General features: G+C 41.0%; 7 protein-coding genes. 6 read left to right on the top strand and 1 reads right to left on the bottom strand.

Annotated features, from left to right (window positions below; genetic code table 11):
* Positions 1 to 7 precede the first annotated feature (7 nt).
* Positions 8 to 1,534, top strand: coding sequence for a RagB/SusD family nutrient uptake outer membrane protein (locus HWV58_RS02705; protein ID WP_175632585.1), 1,527 nt, complete (start codon positions 8 to 10; stop codon positions 1,532 to 1,534).
* A 374-nt stretch (positions 1,535 to 1,908) separates the two neighbouring features.
* Here the strand turns inward: HWV58_RS02705 and HWV58_RS02700 are convergent, their stop codons facing one another.
* The gene (locus tag HWV58_RS02700) at positions 1,909 to 5,955 is read right to left on the bottom strand and encodes a hybrid sensor histidine kinase/response regulator transcription factor (protein ID WP_175632584.1); all 4,047 of its coding nucleotides are present in this window, start codon (positions 5,953 to 5,955) and stop codon (positions 1,909 to 1,911) included.
* Positions 5,956 to 6,293: 338 nt separating this feature from the next.
* Here HWV58_RS02700 and HWV58_RS02695 point away from each other — a divergent pair, with 338 nt between their 5' ends.
* The 5 genes from HWV58_RS02695 (at position 6,294) to HWV58_RS02675 (ending at position 18,310) form a co-directional block, all read left to right on the top strand.
* Positions 6,294 to 9,347: a SusC/RagA family TonB-linked outer membrane protein gene (locus tag HWV58_RS02695; RefSeq protein ID WP_175632583.1), complete on the top strand. Its 3,054-nt coding sequence runs from the start codon at positions 6,294 to 6,296 to the stop codon at positions 9,345 to 9,347.
* Positions 9,348 to 9,358: 11 nt separating this feature from the next.
* Positions 9,359 to 11,041 (top strand): RagB/SusD family nutrient uptake outer membrane protein, encoded by a 1,683-nt coding sequence (locus HWV58_RS02690; RefSeq protein ID WP_175632582.1) that lies wholly within the window; start codon positions 9,359 to 9,361, stop codon positions 11,039 to 11,041.
* Positions 11,042 to 11,082: 41 nt separating this feature from the next.
* Positions 11,083 to 14,193: a SusC/RagA family TonB-linked outer membrane protein gene (locus HWV58_RS02685; protein ID WP_175632581.1), complete on the top strand. Its 3,111-nt coding sequence runs from the start codon at positions 11,083 to 11,085 to the stop codon at positions 14,191 to 14,193.
* Between the two features lie 12 nt (positions 14,194 to 14,205).
* Positions 14,206 to 15,945, top strand: coding sequence for a RagB/SusD family nutrient uptake outer membrane protein (locus HWV58_RS02680; RefSeq protein ID WP_175632580.1), 1,740 nt, complete (start codon positions 14,206 to 14,208; stop codon positions 15,943 to 15,945).
* Between the two features lie 256 nt (positions 15,946 to 16,201).
* Complete coding sequence (locus tag HWV58_RS02675) at positions 16,202 to 18,310, top strand: polysaccharide lyase family 8 super-sandwich domain-containing protein (RefSeq protein ID WP_175632579.1); 2,109 nt, start codon at positions 16,202 to 16,204, stop codon at positions 18,308 to 18,310.
* The last annotated feature ends 21 nt before the right edge of the window (positions 18,311 to 18,331 follow it).

The raw sequence follows: 18,331 nt of genomic DNA, 5'->3' as shown, positions 1-18,331 counted from the left end.
TACGACAATGAAAAAATATATTTTAGTTTCGGCCTTAAGCATTGCAGTATGTTTAAGTGGCTGCAAAAAAGACTTTTTAGCACAAACCAATCCAAATGCGGTTACTGTTGAAAATTATTTTAATACCGAAAATGATGTGCTGCTTGCTGTTAACGGTGCTTACCAATCGTTAAGGAGCAGCAATACCATGGGCGAAAGCAGCGGTTTGTTTACTGATGAGCGCTCGGACGATACCGGGAGAAACGACAACCAGAGTAATGCCGGTGAACCTTTCCAGTTTAACGATTTTTCGCTTTTACCAAGTAACTCTTACCTGAAATCGCACTGGCTGGCCCTTTATCAGTCCATTACCAGAGCCAATGTAATCCTTTCTAATATTGATAAGGTTACTTTTATCAACGTGGCCAACAAGCAGAACTACAGTGCAGAGGCTAAATTTATCAGGGCAATTATGTATTTCGAACTGGTAAGAAAGTGGGGCGCTGTGCCATTGGTAACCAAACAATTAAATACCATAGATGAGGTGAAGGCAAATACTTTTCGTGTAGCCGAAGCCGACGTGTACAACCAGATTGTAGCCGATTTAAAAGATGGTTTAAACAGTAGCCTGCCTAATTTCCAGCCCGAATCGGGTATTGGCCGGGTTTCTAAAGCAGCCCTGAATGCTTACCTGGGTAAAGTTTATTTAACCATGGCCGCTACGTTGCCTAACAATAAAGCGGAAAACCTGACCAATGCAAACACTTATTTACAAGCGGCTTACAACATGCGTACTTTCGGCAGCCTAAGCGAAATTCCGTACACGCAGGTATTTGATGTAGCTAAAAAAACAACATGTAAAGAACTGCTTTTTCAAATTGTGTATAAACAGGGCGATATTAATTATAGCTCGGGCATTGCTGCCGGTAACCAGGCAAAAGGCGAAACCATCAACTCGCAAAAAGGATCGACTGGGATTGGGGGCAACCTTACGCTCGATTTGGTTAACGAATACGAAACTGCCGATTTGAGGAAAGACTTTTCAATTAAATATGCCAACGATGCTACGGTTAAAGACTGGTTTATTACCAAATTCCGCGATGCGAGCGATGCCGCTACTAAAAACGGCTATGGTGGTAACGATTGTATTTTAATGCGCTATGCCGATGTAATTTTAATGCTGGCCGAGGTAAATATGTTGCAGGGCAACGATGCTGTAGCTATTCAATACCTGGATATGGTGCGTGCAAGAGCAGCAATGCCGCTTTATGCTGTAGCCAAAACCGATGCCACTTATGCAGCAAAATTCCCAACCTTAAAACTGGCCATTTTGCACGAGCGTAGGGTAGAAATGGCTTTCGAACACCAAAGGTGGTTCGATTTAATCAGGTACTTTACTGCAGAAGAGCTGGTAACCTATTTAAAAGCAAAACCACAATCATCTTTCGGAATTGCAAAGCTGGCCAACGTAACCACAAAGGACCGTTATTATCCAATCCCTTTTGATGAGGTAAAGCTCGATCCGGTTAAAATGTACCAGAACCCAGGTTATTAAACGCCTAAAATAAATATAAGCGGGCCGATTGTTATGGTGTGCCCCCAAAAGTTTTTGTCCAACTTTTTTGGGGCACTTCAGTTAATTAGCCCGCTTTCTTTTTAAACAAACTTATTCCGGTACTTAATATTGTTTTTAGTGTACAGCGTAAGTTATACTATGGGCTTTTTCATGTACACGAAGTCAAGCAGGCCTAACAAAATGGCAGTTTGTTTTTCGGTGAGTTATGTAAACCTCAAAACTGCGTGTAAACCAATGTGCCGGATTTTTTGCAATTCAAAGAGTTGTAGGTAATACACTTGTTCAACAGGTTAAAAGCACTTACGCCACAGAACTAAACAAAACCGATGGCTTTGCATCAGGCACTGATTAAACTAGTTTTCGCCCATAAACTCACTTGGTGTTTTGCCAAAATGTTTTTTAAATTCCGAACTAAAGTATTTGCGGTCGTTAAAGCCTACTGAATAGGCAATTTCTGAAATGTTGCCTGCACCTTGTTTAAGCAGCTGTGCAGCCCTTTTAATACGGATCGATTTAATAAAGTCGTTAACCGAAAGATCGGTAAGTGCCCTTATTTTTTTGTACAGTACCGGTTGGCTCATGCCTATCTCTGATGAAAGTGTAGGTACATCAAAATCAGGATCGGCAATTCGATCTTCAATAACCTGGATAATTTTACCTAAGAAATTTTGTTCAGTAGTGTTAATTACCATGTTTTTAGGCTCGAGCCTGATTACCTGCGCAAATTTCTGCTTAATGGTTTCGCGGGCGCTGAGCAGGTTCTGTACATTCAGTTCAAGTATTTTGAGGTTAAATGGCTTCATGATGTAAGCGTCGGCACCATGCTCGAAACCATTTATCTGGTGTACATAAGCAGAACGGGCGGTGAGCAATACCACGGGAATGTGGCTGGTACTTTCGTCGGTTTTAAGCTTACGGCACAGTTCCAGTCCATCCATAACCGGCATCATTACATCGCTGATAATTAAATCGGGGATCACTTCCAGTGCCAGTTCTAAGCCCGTAGCTCCGTTTTCGCTTTCGTAAATGGTATAAATACCGCTTAGCGCATTTTTAATAAATGCCCTTACATCTTGGTTATCTTCTACCAGTAAAATGCTGTATTTTTTATGCGCTACGGGCAATGGCTCCTGCTGGTTTTGATCAACCAGGCTTTGTTTATCTGGTATAGCTTCTATATTGTAGTTTAATGCATGATCATAATATACATAGTCGGTTATAAAATCATCCTCATTAAAATGTGCTTTGCCTTTCTTTAAACTTACGGTAAATGTGGTAGCGCCGAAATCATTATTACTTTTAGGACTGCTTTGGAAGGTAATGTGGCCACGGTGCAATTCTATAATGCTCTTTGATAAAGATAGGCCTAAACCGGTGCCAATGGTAGTTGTGGCATTGGCCTGGTAAAAATTGGAAAATAAACCGGCCTGGTTTTCTAAAGGAATCCCTTTTCCGTTATCGCTCACCTGAATTTGGATAAACTGATTTTCCTGGTTAATTTTTAAACTGATTTTCCCGTTTGTTGGTGTAAATTTGAACGCGTTTGAAAGCAGGTTAAACAAAACCTTTTCCATTTGTACCTTATCAAAGTATAGCTCTAGTTCTGTTTGATTGGTTTCGAAGCTATAATCTATGTTTTTGGAAATAGCCATGTTTTGAAAAGCCAGGAATATTTCCCTGCAAAATTTTACCACATTGCCCGGACTTACATGCAAGGTCATTTTTCCACTCTCCGCTTTTCTAAAATCCAGCAACTCTGTAACCAGGTTCATTAAGCGGTGTGCATTATTTTTAATCGGTTGCAAATCCCTGTTCAGCGCAGGATCATCCTTAGCATTTTCTATTAATTTATCTAAAGGGCCAACAATGAGTGTTAAAGGTGTACGGATTTCGTGCGAGATATTGGTGAAAAATTCGAGTTTATGTTCGTTAATCTCTTTTTCCTTTTTAAGTACGGCTTTAATCAGCAAATAACGGATAAATACAAAAGATATGGCTGCAAAAGCACAGAAATAAAACAGGTACGCCCACCAGGTACGATAAAATGGAGGTAGAATTTTAATCTGGAGGGTACTTGCCTCCTTTGTCCAAAGGCCATCGTTATTGCTTCCTTTAACGGTAAGTGTGTAGTTGCCTGGCGAGAGGTTGGTGTAACTTGCAGAAGGGATATCTACATAGTTCCAGTTTTTTTCGAAGCCTTCTAACTTATAGGCGAAACGGTTTTTAGTTGATTTAATAAAGTTAAGTACTGTAAAATCGATAGAAAATACATTTTGATGGGACTCGAACGTAATCGATTTTATGGTACTGATGTTTTGTTTAAGCAAACCATCTTTGCTGTTTAGCGAAACAGGTTTGTTAAATAGTTTTAATCCCGTAAAAATAACAGGTGGCGTGGTTTTGTTTTCTTTGATCTGATTGGGGTAAAAGCTTACCATTCCGCTTAGTCCTCCAAAGAAAAATTGTCCTCTACTATCCCTTAAAAACGATTTGTAATTAAACTCGTTTCCAGGTAATCCATCTTTGGTGTTGTAAATTTTAAAGGTATTTAGTACCGGGTTGTATTTACATAGGCCTTTATCGGTAGTAATCCACAGGTTCTGAAAATCATCTTCCAGAATACCCATAATGGCATTGCTGGGCAGGCCATCCTGAATGGTTATCCGCTTATACTGGTGCTTTTCGGGGTGGAGCTTAAACAGTCCGTTTCTAATGGTACCAATTAAGAGATAACCTGTTTTATTTTCGGTTATGCAACTGATTTCGTTATACTTTAAAATTTCGGGATTGGCTGCCACACGGCGTGCAAATTTATCAGTGCCATTTTTTAACTGGTAAAGGCCTGAGTTTGTTGCCACCCACAGGGTTCTTTTGCCATCTTCGAAAATGTAAAGCACCGCATCGGCAAGGCCATTAATCCTGTTGCGTATAAATTTACCTGTTTGCGTGTTGAAACTATTTAAACCACGATTGGTACCTACCCAAAACCTTCCGAAACTATCTTCAAAAACAACTGTAATTTCATCGCTGCTTAAAGTGGAAGTATCGTTGGTGCGACTGGTATAACGCACAAAACTTTTGGTTTCAGGCTTAAAAAGGTTTAACCCGCCATAGTGCGTACCGATCCAAATTTTATTGTTTTTATCGCGGATAACCGATTTGACCAAATTGGCGCTTAAACTTGCCGGGTTATTGGGGTTGTTTTTATAACGGGTAAAAACATTGTTTTTCCTGTCGTAATAATTAATGCCTTCGCCTTCGGTTGCAATCCACAGGTTTTGGTACTGATCTTCCATAATGGCACTCACTACGTTGCTGCTCAGTCCATTTGGTGTGGTGGTGCTTCGGTAAACCTTAAATGGCGTGTAGTTGGGGTACACCATGTTTACGGCTCCATAATAAGTGCCCACCCAAATAATACCCTGGCGGTCCTGGTAAATATCGTAAACCGAATTTTGACTTAAGCTGGCCGGATTTTCGGGTTCATTTTGTAAAGTGCTGAAGCTTTTAGTTGCCGGATTATAAATATTTATGCCATGTAGGGTGCCAATCCACAGTTTACCTTCCCGATCGAGCATAATTTTACGCACATTATTACTGGTTATGCCCTGTGGGTTAAGGCTCGAATATTTATAGTTTGTAATTTGTTCGGTGCTTAAGTTAAGTTTGCTTACACCGGTTTGTTTGGTACCAATCCAAAGGTTGTTTTCGCGGTCTTCTACCATAGTGGTTACATGGTTATCAACGGCTTTGTTAAGCTCGTCGCTATAGGATTTAAAGTATTTGAATATTACTTTACCACCGTTAATACGCATGTTCATTAGGCCGCTGCTGGTACTTAACCAAAGGGTGCCATTATGATCTTCGGTAATGGTGTAAACTTGCTCGCGCTGATTTTTGTTATATAAAAAATGTTTAAAGCGATATTTTGTGGTGTCGGTTAGTAAATTTAATCCGTTTCCTGTGCCTACCCAAACCCTGTTTTTTTTATCCTGGTAAATGCAGTTTATAGACGAGCTGCTGAGGCTGGTAGGTACGCTGTCATCGTGCAGGTAACGGTCAAAATTATCGTCTTTTTCATTGTATTTATTTAGTCCGCCAAATGTGCCAATCAGCAACGATCCGTTTTTAAGTGATAGAATAGAAGAAAGGTATGAAGATGCGCTCAGGCTTTTTTTATTGCCTTTTTCGTAGTTATAGATCTTGAAAGATTGAGAATCGTATTTGTTCAATCCGAAACGGGTTCCGAACCAGATAAATCCCCGGGCATCCTGGGCTATAGAGAGCACCGAACTTTGCGAAAGTCCGTTCTCTACATTGAGGTGTTTAAAAGCGTATTGATTTTGCGCATTACCTGCAATAGCGAAAAGTGCAAATGTAAGGATGAGCAGGGCTTTCATGTCGGCAAAAATGAAGGATGGTTAGCTTAACTGTACTAAATGTACAATTCTATTTTTATTATTTAAATCAAATTAGGTTAGCGCCTGCAATTTTAACACTTTATCTGCTTATAGCCTCCTTCCAGTATCTTTTTTCGCGGTTTTTTAGAATTTTATACCCATTTGTTTAGGATTTTACCCCCATGTTTTTTTTGCTTCTAAATAGATTTGACCCTATGCATTTACCCATTTAAGTGCACAATAATAACCAAGTATACAATAACCAAATTTATGTGGAACCAGAGAGGTATAACAATATCTTTTTAGGAGACACACCAGTAACTAAACCAAAACAAAATATGAGGAAAACTTACTTAAAGCAATTAATGCTTTTTTCGTTAACCGTATATGCGGCATACCCGGGTTTGGCTAATGCCAATACTATACGAGTCGAAAGGCATATGGCAGGTAAAATCGGCAACCATAAACTAGAGGTTACCGGAACTGTTTCTGATAATTTCAGCAATCCGCTGTTTGGCGTTCAAGTTTCGATTAAAGAAACAGGTACCAGTGTTTCTACCGATAAAAATGGTAAATATAAAATAAGTGCCGTTGAAGGCGATATTTTAATATTTACATTAAACGGTTACCTGGTAAAAGAGGTAGAAGTAAAAGAGGCGTTACTAAATGTGTCGCTTGGCGAGAGCCAGAAACGCCTAACTGCTACTCCGGTATTATATGGCGAACAAAGTACCGCAACTAATCTGCAATCTACTTCAACAGTGTACAATACTGATTTGATTAAGGTTCCCGTAGCGGGGATTAACAATGCCTTATCAGGAAGGCTAACCGGATTATATACTTTACAAAGCAATGGCAGGCCAGGGGCAGATGGAACCAGTATTACGGTAAGAGGTAATGCTCCTCTGGTTTTGGTAAACGGAATCCCTAGAGATTATCCATCTATTGATCCGGAAGAGATCGAATCGGTTACAATTTTAAAAGATGGTTTGTCTACAGTGATGCTTGGTCAACAAGCCTCAAACGGTGTGATTATGATCACTACCCGAAAAGGAGAGGTAGGTAAGCAGCGCATTTCACTTACCGCTCAGGCAGGCTTGCAATCGGCCATTAAACTGCCTAAAACGTTAGGTGCTTTCGATTATGCAACTTTGTACAATGAAGCATTAGCGAATGATGGTAAGGCACCGCGTTATACAGCTGCTGATTTAAATGCATGGTCAACAGGGTCTGATCCAATATTTCACCCGGATGTAGATTGGTACAATACCATCCTAAAACCCAATACCACCTTTAGCCGTTACAACCTCAATACTTATGGTGGTGGCAATTCTACACGTTATTTCCTGGATGTAGATTACCTGAACCAGAGTGGTATTTTAAGGCAGGATGACGAAAGAAATACTTACAGTACCAATACCGATTATAAACGCTACCTGGTGCGTACTAATATCGATATTGATATTACCCCAACAACTTTATTAAACCTAAACCTGTTTGGGCGTATCCAGAATGGTAACCAGCCGGGTGGTGTAAGCGCAAATACAGCCATTTTTACTACCAGTACAACATTATCCAACTTTGGAAGTAACAATGTTTTTTCGCAGCTGGCTTCTATTCCGAATAATGCTTATCCAGTTTTTAACCCGAATGGCTCGCTGGGCGGTACTTCCGACTATCAAACCAATTTATGGGGAGCTACCACTCGCTCAGGCTATTTTTATAACAGCAGCCGCGATGTTTCTGCCGATATATCGCTAAAAAAGACCTTGGATAATGTAACCAAAGGTTTGTGGTTAAAAGGGTTGGCTAGTTTTAATACCAGCGTTTCCGAAAATATTATCCGTACCAAACAATATGCGGTTTACAAGTTGGCCAGCACCAACCCCGATGTGTATCAGAAATTTGGGGTAGATGGCCAGCAGATTAATTTATCAACCAACACAGGTCAAAGCCGTAATCTTTTTGTCGATTTTTCTGCCGGTTTGGATAAAACTTACGGTAACCACAGCATAAATACGCTGTTGAAATTCAATTCGCAAAGTGCGCAAACGAGTAACCAGATTCCGATGGTTTTCAATAACCTTTCGGCCAGGGTAGACTATAATTATAAAGAAAAATACCTTGCCGAGGTGGCTTTGAGTTACAGTGGCTTAAACCGCTACGAAAAAGGCAACCGCTACGGCTTGTTTTATGGCTTTGGTTTAGGCTGGAACATTGCCAGAGAAGATTTTTTAAAGGATACCAAATGGCTTAATGCTTTAAAAATCAGGGCAAATTATGCTTATACCGGTAATGCTAACGCGGGTTATTTTGCTTACAACCAATATTATGTATCGGGTGCTACCTACAATTATGGTACAACACCAACTGCCATAACCGGAGTTGCCGAAGGTACATTGGCCAATCCGCATATTACCTGGGAAAAGGCTAACCAGTACGACATTGGTATCGATGCCAGTTTGTTCAACAACAAATTATCAGTGGCCGCTGATTACTTCAACAACGAAAATTTCGATCTGGTACAAACCAGGGGTAGAAACTCAGCTTTACTGGGTACAGCCTATCCGGCAGAAAATATCGGGATCAGCAGGTATTCGGGCCTGGAGTTCGATCTGAAATACAACAACCACATTGGTAATTTTAACTACTACATAGCCCCTAATGTTTTCTCGCTGCAAAAAATTATCAAATATCAGGATGAGATTAGCAGGGCTTATACGTGGATGGAACGTACCGGACAGAGGGAAGACCAAACCTTCGGTTACATAGCAGATGGTTTATTTCAAAGTCAGACCGAAATTAACTCGAGTGCTAAAATACAGGGCTACAATCCTGTTCCGGGCGATATTAAATACAAAGATCTAAACAACGATGGGATAATTAACGAACTGGATATAAAAGCGCTTAAAAACAATAACCCTATCTGGTTTTATGGTATTAACCTCGGCTTTAGCTACAAAGGATTTGACTTTTCGGCGCTTTTACAAGGTGTGCAGAACCGTTATGTGTATGTTTCGGGTATTACCGAATGGGCTTTTCAGAACAATGGTTTAGGGCAGGCTTTTGAGCAGAACCTTGGCCGTTGGACACCAGCTACGGCTGCAACCGCAACTCAACCACGTTTAACCATCGGTTCTAATCCAAATAACGAGGCAACCTCATCCTACTGGTTGCACGATGGTAGTTATGTAAGGTTAAAAAATGTTGAACTCGGCTATACTTTGCCAAAGGGCTTAACCAACAAATTAAAGCTGGCTTCGGTACGCTTTTTTGTAAACGCTGTAAATGCCTATACGCTTTCGGCTTACGATAAGGTTGATCCGGAAGTATTTGGAAGTGGTTATCCCTTGCAAAAGGTGGTTAACGCTGGTTTGAATGTTAAATTTTAATGCTGGTTGATATGAACATTAAGATAAAAGAAATAGTTGGCACATTAGCCATTGTAATTGTTGGTTTTTCTGCCTGTAAAAAACCACTATATGAAACAGAACCCATTACACAGGACATTAGTTACATTTTTGACAAAACCGATTCGCTGGGCGTACAGGCTAGGGCATTTCTGGCCGATATTTATTCGTACCTGCCCAATGGCTACAACCGCATTGGTAATGATGTTTTAGATGCTGCATCTGATGATGCCATCAGTTCTTCGCCATCGAGTACAATCGAATACTTTGTAAACGGCCGGATTTCGGCAGTTTCTCCTGTTGATAACTCGTGGGATAACAATTATCGCACAATCAGAAAGTCAAATATTTTTCTGGCCAATATTGATGTAGTGCCTTTAAACCAAAAAGATTTAAAAGTGTATTGGAAAGCTGAGGCAAGGATACTTAGGGCAATTGCTTATTTTGAGCTGATTAAGCGTTTTGGTGGAGTACCACTTATCGGCGACCGGGTGTTGGGGATTGATGATAACGTTGAGTTGCCAAGAAATACTTATGCAGAATGCCTTAAATATGTGGTAGATGAGTGCGATGCTTTGAAAGCCATTGCACGGCCAGATAATACATTGGCAGCAGACGAAGATTATGGCAGGGTTACCCAGGGCGTTGCATTGGCACTAAAAGCCAGAATATTGCTGTATGATGCCAGTCCGGTAAATAACCCTAACAACGATCTGGCTAAATGGGCAGCAGCTGCACAGGCTGCTAAAGATGTAATGAGCCTGAATAAATTTTCGTTAACAGCGGCATATACTTCTGTTTTTAATACCCGTAAAAACAGTGAGGTAATTTTAGCTTACCAGCGTGCTGTAAACTTCGATGTAGAAACCAGAAATGCACCGGTAGGTTATACTGCTACCAATGCATCGGGGTCGGGTTATACCAGCCCTACACAAGAGTTGGTTGATGCTTTTGATATGAGCAATGGCAGGGCCATTACCGATCCGGCATCGGGCTATAATGCAGCCGATCCATATATTGGCCGCGACCCGCGTTTTTACATTACCATTATCCATAACAATGCACGCTGGCTGAACAGGCTTGTTCAAACCTACGATGGCGGTTTAGATAAACCAGGTAGTTCAGTAAACGTACAAACGCGTACAGGTTATTACATGCGCAAGTTTATGAACGAAACCTTTGTTACCGCATCAATATACAGCAACCAAACGCACAATTTTCCGATTTTCAGGTACGCTGAAATCCTGTTGAACTATGCTGAAGCTATGAATGAGGCCGCAGATAACGCAGTAAACCGTACAGAAGCTTTTAATCAGCTAAAGGCATTGCGCTTAAGGGCTGGTATTCTGGTGGGTACAACTGCCGGTTATCAGCATGGTTTAAAAACCACCATGACACAGGCTGAGATGAGAGAGGCGATCAGGCACGAACGCAGGGTGGAAATGGCTTTTGAAGAACAGCGTTTCTGGGATATCCGCCGTTGGAAAATTGCCCAAACTGTATTGAATGGCACCTTGCATGGCATGCAAATTATTAAGAATGCTAATGGTACCTTTTCTTATACCCCGTACAATGCACTTAATGTAACCTTCGATGCCTCTAAAATGTATCTCTATCCAATTGCTGCCAGCGAGGTAAATAAAAACAGGAATTTAAAACAAAACCCAGGCTGGTAATTGGAGATTTCTAAAAATTGTTAATCGTAACCAGACATGTTATGCAAAAAATATTATATAAATTATTAATCCTTTTTACCCTCATACCTGCGGTTTCACTCGCCCAAACGGTAATTAAGGGTACTGTAGGAGACGAGTCGGGCATTATTCCAGGCGCTACAGTTGTTGAAAAGGGGCTAACCAATAACGGTACTGTAACCGATGCCGAAGGTAAATTTCAACTTACACTAAAGGGAAGCAGTAAAACACTGATTGTTAAATCTATCGGTTATTTAACACAGGAAGTTAATGTAGGCGGAAAAACAGTTGTATCTATCAAACTCAATAACGATACCAAAGGGCTCGATGAAGTTTTGGTAGTAGGTTTTGGTAAGCAGAAAAAAATTACCAATACCGGTGCTATCAGCTCTATTTCGGCCACTGAGATTAAACAAAACCCCAGTGCCAGTATTCAGAATACCCTTGCGGGCAGGTTGCCTGGTTTTACGTCGCAACAACGGAGTGGTCAGCCGGGGGCCGATGGTGCAGCATTCTTTATTCGTGGGGTAAGTACATACGCAGGTAGTGCCTCGCCATTAATTATTGTTGATGATGTAGAGTATGATTACAACCAGGTTTCTGATATCGACCCGAACGAGGTAGAAACCGTTACCATTTTAAAAGACGCTTCAACTACAGCTGTTTATGGTATTAAAGGTGCCAACGGAGTTTTGGTAATTACTACTAAACGAGGGGTTGCCGGTAAACCGCGTATCAATTTAAAATCGGAAGCAGGTTACCAGATGGATGTAAATACACCTGAGTTTTTAAACTCATACGAAGCTAAATTGTTGAACAATGAGGCGCTTAGAAACTCGGGAGACACGAATAACAAATTGTATGCAAGTGATGCCGATCTGGCTGCTTACCGCGATCATACCGATCCTTACGGGCACCCGGATATCGATTGGTGGAAAACCATTTTTAAACCAGGTGCTTTAATTACCCGTCAAAACCTCGATTTTCAGGGCGGTACGGAAAGTGTTAAATACTTTGTTTCTGCAGGTTATTTATGGCAGAATGGTAATGTACGCGATTTTAGCTCTGATAACGGAGTAAACAGTAATTTTTATTATAAGCGTTACAATTTTAGGTCAAATCTCGATATCCAGGCAACCAAAACTTTAAGTATTCGTTTAGATTTAACGGGCCGTTTTGGAGAAACCAACCAACCTTTCAACTCGCAGCAGGGAAATGCTTACTATGCCAACGGAAACGGTATTGTGGGGGAAATTTACAGTGGAGGTTATTTACCACCATGGGCTTTTCCGGTTACAAATCCGAATGGCTCATATCCTTACAACCCATTACTTACCAACGCCAATACCAGTATTATTGGCCGATTGGCAGAATCAGGCTATTCGAGAACTTTTGATAACGATTTAAATATCGTATCCAGCGCCAGTCAGAAACTTGATTTTGTTACACCGGGTTTAACTGCTAAGGTATTGTTATCTTATGCCAGCGCGCAGAGCTATAGTGTAAGCGCTAGCAGAACCGCTTTGCCATATTATTTGTATAACTCGGCAACAGGGCTTTATCTGCCTTTAAATGCCAATCAATATCGTACACCACCATTTGCCGCAGGTTATAGCAATACCAGTATTTTTAGAACAATCAGCACACAATCGTCGTTAAATTACGATCGTAATTTTGGCAATCATCATGTGTACGGCTTAGCTTTATATAACGATAACAGGGTAATTAACTCTACCACCACTGGCGACGCAAATCAGGGGCCAGGTGTGCCTACTGTTGTAACCGGAACAACTTTAAGGGGTGGTTATGATTATAAAAACAAGTATCTGGTTGAATTTAATGCAGCCTATAATGGTACCGACCGCTTTACAGGAAAGAAAACCAGAGGCTGGTTCCCGGCTGCATCACTGGGTTGGAATATTTCGGAAGAAAAATTCTTTTCAGATAATATCAAATTTGTAGATCTGTTTAAAATCAGGGCTTCTTATGGTCTGGTTGGATCAGATGATATTGGCGGGGCTAAAAAATACCTGCAGTTATATACTTCAGCTACGGGTTCTTACAATTTTGGTACAACCAGTACTTCGTACAACGGAATTACGGAGGGTAGTTTAGGTAACCTTGATGTAACCTGGGAGAAAGAAAAGAAACTGGATGTTGGTTTTGATCTGACCATGTTTAAAGGTAAATTTAAGGTTACTGCCGATTATTTTAACAACGACAGATACGATATTTTAACCACCAGGCAAAGTGTGCCTTTTACCATTGGCGTAGGCCTTCCTCCGGTAAATTTAGGTAAAGTAAACAACAGGGGTTTTGATGGCGAACTGAGCTACAACGAGAAAATAAAAGATTTCACTGCAGGTGTACGTCTTACCTTCTCTTATGCCAAAAATAAAATTCTTTATCAGGATGAGGCACAACCTGCTTACCCTTGGCTGGCCGCTACAGGTAATCCTATTGGGCAGTATTTTGGCTGGCACTTTTTAGGTTTCTATACAGCAGCCGAAATTGCCGATCCTAAAGTAGCGAAACCAACTACAGCAGTCGGGCCAGGTGATATGAAATATCAGGATTTAAATGGTGACGGCATTATCGACGACAGCGATAAAGGTGTAATTGGTAGTCCAAATCTACCCAATACCACCTATGGTGCCAATTTTAATTTTGGCTATAAAAACTTTTACCTGAATGTATTCTTTCAGGGATCGTATGGTTATAGTACCCGTTTCCACTCAGAAACCATCGTTCCTGGAAACTCGAATTATCAGCCTATACATTTAAATCGCTGGACACCAGAAACTGCTGCTACGGCAACGTTTCCAAGGCTGGGTGGTAATGCAGTAACCAATTTCCCAAATATATCTAATAACTTCTCGGATTTTTGGACCAGAGATAATTACTACGTTCGCCTAAAAACTGCCGAGATCAGCTATGTATTCCCTAATGCAGTAGCTAAAAAGTTGCGTGTATCGGGCATTAGAGTGTATGCTAACGGTAATAACCTGCTTACCTGGACCAACGTAACCGACCTGTATCAGGTTGACCCTGAAAACGGGAACAGCACTACTACCGTAATTAGTGTTTACCCTACGCAGCGCATTTATAACCTGGGTTTAAATGTTACATTTTAATTAAAAATGATTATGAAAAAGAGAATTTCAATCATCGCCATATTTGCAATCCTGTTGGTAACCTATTCTTGTAAAAAAGGTGGTTTACTTGATGAGAGCACCCTAACTACATTGAATGAAGAAACTACTTTTGCCGATAGTATCAATACGCAAGCTTTTTTAACCCGTATTTATCAGCAGGTTGGTTTTCAGTACGATATCCAATATCTTGATGCTGGCGGGCATGCCGGTGCAGCCGATGAAGCCGTAACTGGTCGGTACAACGGTACCCAGAACTCAGGAGTGGTTATTGCTTTTGGGCTAATTTCTAAAAGTTCAACCAATACCGATTTTACCGGTATGTGGTCGGTACCTTATCAGAATATAAGGAGGGTAAATGTGCTTTTAAAAAACATAGGTAATGCTCCGTTAACCGCGGCAACTAAAAAAGGCATGATTGCCGAAGCCCGTTATTTACGCGCCTGGTATTACTTTTTGTTAATCAGGGCATTTGGTGGCGTACCATTGCTGGGCGATAAAGTTTACGATATCACCGAAGATTTTACGCTGAAAAGATCAACTTATCAGGAATGCGTAAACTACATTGTTGCCGAATGCGATGCGGCTAAGGCCGACCTGCCGACCAACGTATCTATTTTAACTAATTTGCCACAAAATTATGGCCGTGTAACCCAGGGTGCTTGTATGGGCTTAAAATCACGTGTACTTTTATATGCGGCAAGTCCTTTGTTTAACGGTGGGCAGTATGCTACATCAGGCGAAGTACACGATTTAACTGGTTATACCAGCTACGATAAAGAACGCTGGAAAAAAGCTGCCGATGCTGCTCTCGACATTATCAATACCGCAAATTATTCGCTTTATGCAGATAACAGCCCAAGCAATAAGCCTGGATATGCTTTTTACAAAGTATTTCAGATGCGGGTAAACAACGAGTACCTGTTTGCAGCCATGCGTGGTACACAACGCGAATTCGAAAGCTTTTTATTGCCGCAGAGCAGATCGGGAGGCTATGCCTTTACCGTAAGCCAGCAAATGGTCGACAGATTCCCGATGGCCAACGGAAAAGCCATTACCGAAGCAGGGTCGGGTTATGATCCGACTAACCCCTATGCTAACCGCGATCCGCGCTTTGCCAATTCGGTAATTTATAACGGTGCCCCATGGATATTAAGTGGCAACAACAATGCACCCGTATATACTTATGTGGGCGCGGGTACTACCGATGCAGTAGGTGGTCCGCTGGCTTTTAATGCAGGATATTTTCCCCGTAAATACCTTCTAGAAAACTCAACCGGAAATGGTGAGCGGTGCTGGGGATTAATCAGATATGCCGAAATTTTATTGAACTATGCAGAAGCACTTAACGAATACAGCGGTCCGACGGCGGAGGTTTACGATGCTTTGAGGAAAATTAGAGACCGTGCAGGTATTACGGCCGGTGCTGATGGGAATTATGGTATTAAAGCCAATGCAACACAAGAAGAAATGCGCTTGCTGATCCAGACAGAGCGCGGTGTAGAGTTGTTTATGGAAGAACACCGCATGTGGGATGCCAGAAGATGGAAAACTGCTGCAGTTGATTTCGAAAAACCAATAAGAGGTGTTAAAATCACTAAAAACGGTAATGCTTACAATTATGAATATGTAGATGTTCGAGAACATCATTTTCCAGCTCATTACGGTCTGTTCCCGATCCTTGCTTCTGAGATAGCTAAAAATACAGCCCTTATACAGAATGCTGGCTGGTAAAGTATAAAACTTATCGGACTTGTCCGGTCAAATTTGGTTAGTTTGTGTTAGTTGGGCCACCTTGCCTCGGCTTGGTGGCTTTTTCAACTTATTAATGAGGTTTAAAAAACAGCTTAAAACCATAATTGAAATTAAAAAAACGATAAGTGGAGAATTGATACAACTGGTTTCCGCTAGCTTTGAAGAAAAAAAATGGTCCGCTTTTCTTTACAGTAAATGTGAAAAGGGGTTTTGAGATTTCAATAAAAAATAACAGATGTTTGCAGGCAAGAAAATAACAAATTATAAAATATCGGCTTTTAAAGTATTAAGTATTGGTGCTTTAAGTGTACTGCTGTTTAATCATCCGGTAAGAGCACAAAATGAACCTTACAGTATCATTTTGCAACGCATTAATACCGATCTGCAAACATTTGTTAAAGATAAAAACCTGGCTACTGAAATAGGGTTAAACCTTAAAAACCTTAATCCGGATGGAAGCTGGGCGGATATTAATTATATTGATGTGCAGTATGCTCCGCTAAAAAGAATTAAGGATATGGCTACGGCATACATCCGCACATCAAACAAATGGTATAATAATGCCAGTTTACATGCATCGATTGTTAAGGCCCTTCAAAACTGGCTCGATAAGAACCCAAAGAATAAAAACTGGTGGTACAACGATATTTTCTATCCACAGGCCATTGGGCAAACACTTATTTTGATGCGAAGTGCTAAAGTGCAGCTTCCTGCCAGTCTCGAACAGGCATTGATTAAACGCATGGTGATTCGCCGTTTTAGAACTGGTGATGGGGCCAATACCTCAGATGAAGCTTTGCATTTGCTTTATCGAGCCTGTTTAACCAGAAATAAAACAACACTCGATTCGGCTTCAAAATTCCTATTCGAACCCATTGCCATAAGCGATGGAAAAGAAGGAGTTCAGGTTGATGGAAGTTATTACCAACACGGCAAGCAACAAGCTATTGCCAGTTACGGACGCGTTTTTGCCGGTAACTCTGTAAATGCTGCTTTTTATTTAAGAGAAACAGATTATGCATTGCCTAAAGATCAGCTGGCTATTCTGGTAAATTATCTTAAAAATACCTTTTTGCAAACCATACGCGGTTCGTTTTACGATTTTAATGTACGCGGCCGGGGTATTAGCCGTAAAGATTCGTTAAGCAGTGGAATGGGCGGGATGATTGAAAAAATTAAGTTCTTCGATGCCGAAAATACCAGTTATTGGAATGCCTCAGCATTAAGAACGGCGGGTAAAAAACCAGCCAATTACAGCCTTGTTCCTTCGCACAACCAATATTGGAAAAGCAATTACACTTTACATGTAAGGCCTGCTTATACTTTTAGTGTGCAGGCTTCATCAAGCCGTACATTAAGAACTGAGCGGGGAAACAATGAAAATATTTTGGGTAAGTTTTTACCCGACGGGGCAACGAATATCCAGCGCAGCGGTTCGGAATATGCCAACCTGGTACCGGTTTGGGAGTGGGATAAAATACCTGGTACTACCAGCAGGGATTATCCCGACGATCAGGGTGCAACCATCCGTAAAGACTGGGGAGTACCCGGTACCACTAAATTTTCAGGTGGGCTAAGCGATGGCGTGTACGGCGTATCCTGTTACGATTTAGATTATGATAGCGTTCAGGCAAAAAAAGCCTGGTTCTTTTTCGATCGGGAAGTGGTTTGTTTAGGGGCCGGAATCAAAAGTGAAGCTGCAGAAAATATTACTACAACAATTAATCAGGCCTGGAGCAGGGGAACTGTAATTTCATCTTCCGGCGAAAAAAGTGAGCGAGGCGTGTGGGCTGTTCATGATAGTATCGGCTACATCTTTCCGGAGGGGAGAAATGTAGAAATCAGCAATGTAGCCCAAACAGGTAGTTGGTACCGCATCAATCAGTTTCAATCCAAAAACGAATTAAAACACAATGTCTTTAAAATCTGGATAAACCATGGTACAAAGCCTCAAAATGAGAATTACCAGTATATCGTTATTCCAGGAACTACAGCGGCAGAGATTAAAAAATATCAGGTATCTATGATCCAGATTTTAAAAAATACAGCCGCACTTCAGGCTGTAAAACATACCGGTTTAAATATGTTACAAGCCGTATTTTATGCGCCCGGTACGTTGGAGTATGACGGCGCTTCGCTCTCAGTTGACAAGCCCTGTACCGTATATATTAAAAATTTAAACACCAAAATTCCGGTAATATATATTGCCGATCCTGCTCAGGAAAACCAATCGATTCAGGTTCAGTTTAAAGCAGCAGGATCATCTACATCCAAGAACATAACCTGTAATCTGCCAACCGGTGCATTTGCAGGTGCTACCGCAAGTTTTAAAATAATAGAATAAACACACCTAAAATTATGAAAC

This window comes from Pedobacter ghigonis (assembly GCF_903166585.1).
Lineage (GTDB): Bacteria > Bacteroidota > Bacteroidia > Sphingobacteriales > Sphingobacteriaceae > Pedobacter > Pedobacter ghigonis.
The sequence above is the reverse complement of the archived record's forward strand: the minus strand, read 5'-3'. Positions and strand labels throughout refer to the sequence as shown.

Excerpts from the sequence above, each read along its gene's own strand:
- HWV58_RS02705 (WP_175632585.1), top strand. The coding sequence starts at position 8 with ATGAAAAAATATATTTTAGTTTCGGCCTTAAGCATTGCAGTATGTTTA.
- HWV58_RS02700 (WP_175632584.1), bottom strand. The coding sequence starts at position 5,955 with ATGAAAGCCCTGCTCATCCTTACATTTGCACTTTTCGCTATTGCAGGT.
- HWV58_RS02695 (WP_175632583.1), top strand. The coding sequence starts at position 6,294 with ATGAGGAAAACTTACTTAAAGCAATTAATGCTTTTTTCGTTAACCGTA.
- HWV58_RS02690 (WP_175632582.1), top strand. The coding sequence starts at position 9,359 with ATGAACATTAAGATAAAAGAAATAGTTGGCACATTAGCCATTGTAATT.
- HWV58_RS02685 (WP_175632581.1), top strand. The coding sequence starts at position 11,083 with ATGCAAAAAATATTATATAAATTATTAATCCTTTTTACCCTCATACCT.
- HWV58_RS02680 (WP_175632580.1), top strand. The coding sequence starts at position 14,206 with ATGAAAAAGAGAATTTCAATCATCGCCATATTTGCAATCCTGTTGGTA.
- HWV58_RS02675 (WP_175632579.1), top strand. The coding sequence starts at position 16,202 with ATGTTTGCAGGCAAGAAAATAACAAATTATAAAATATCGGCTTTTAAA.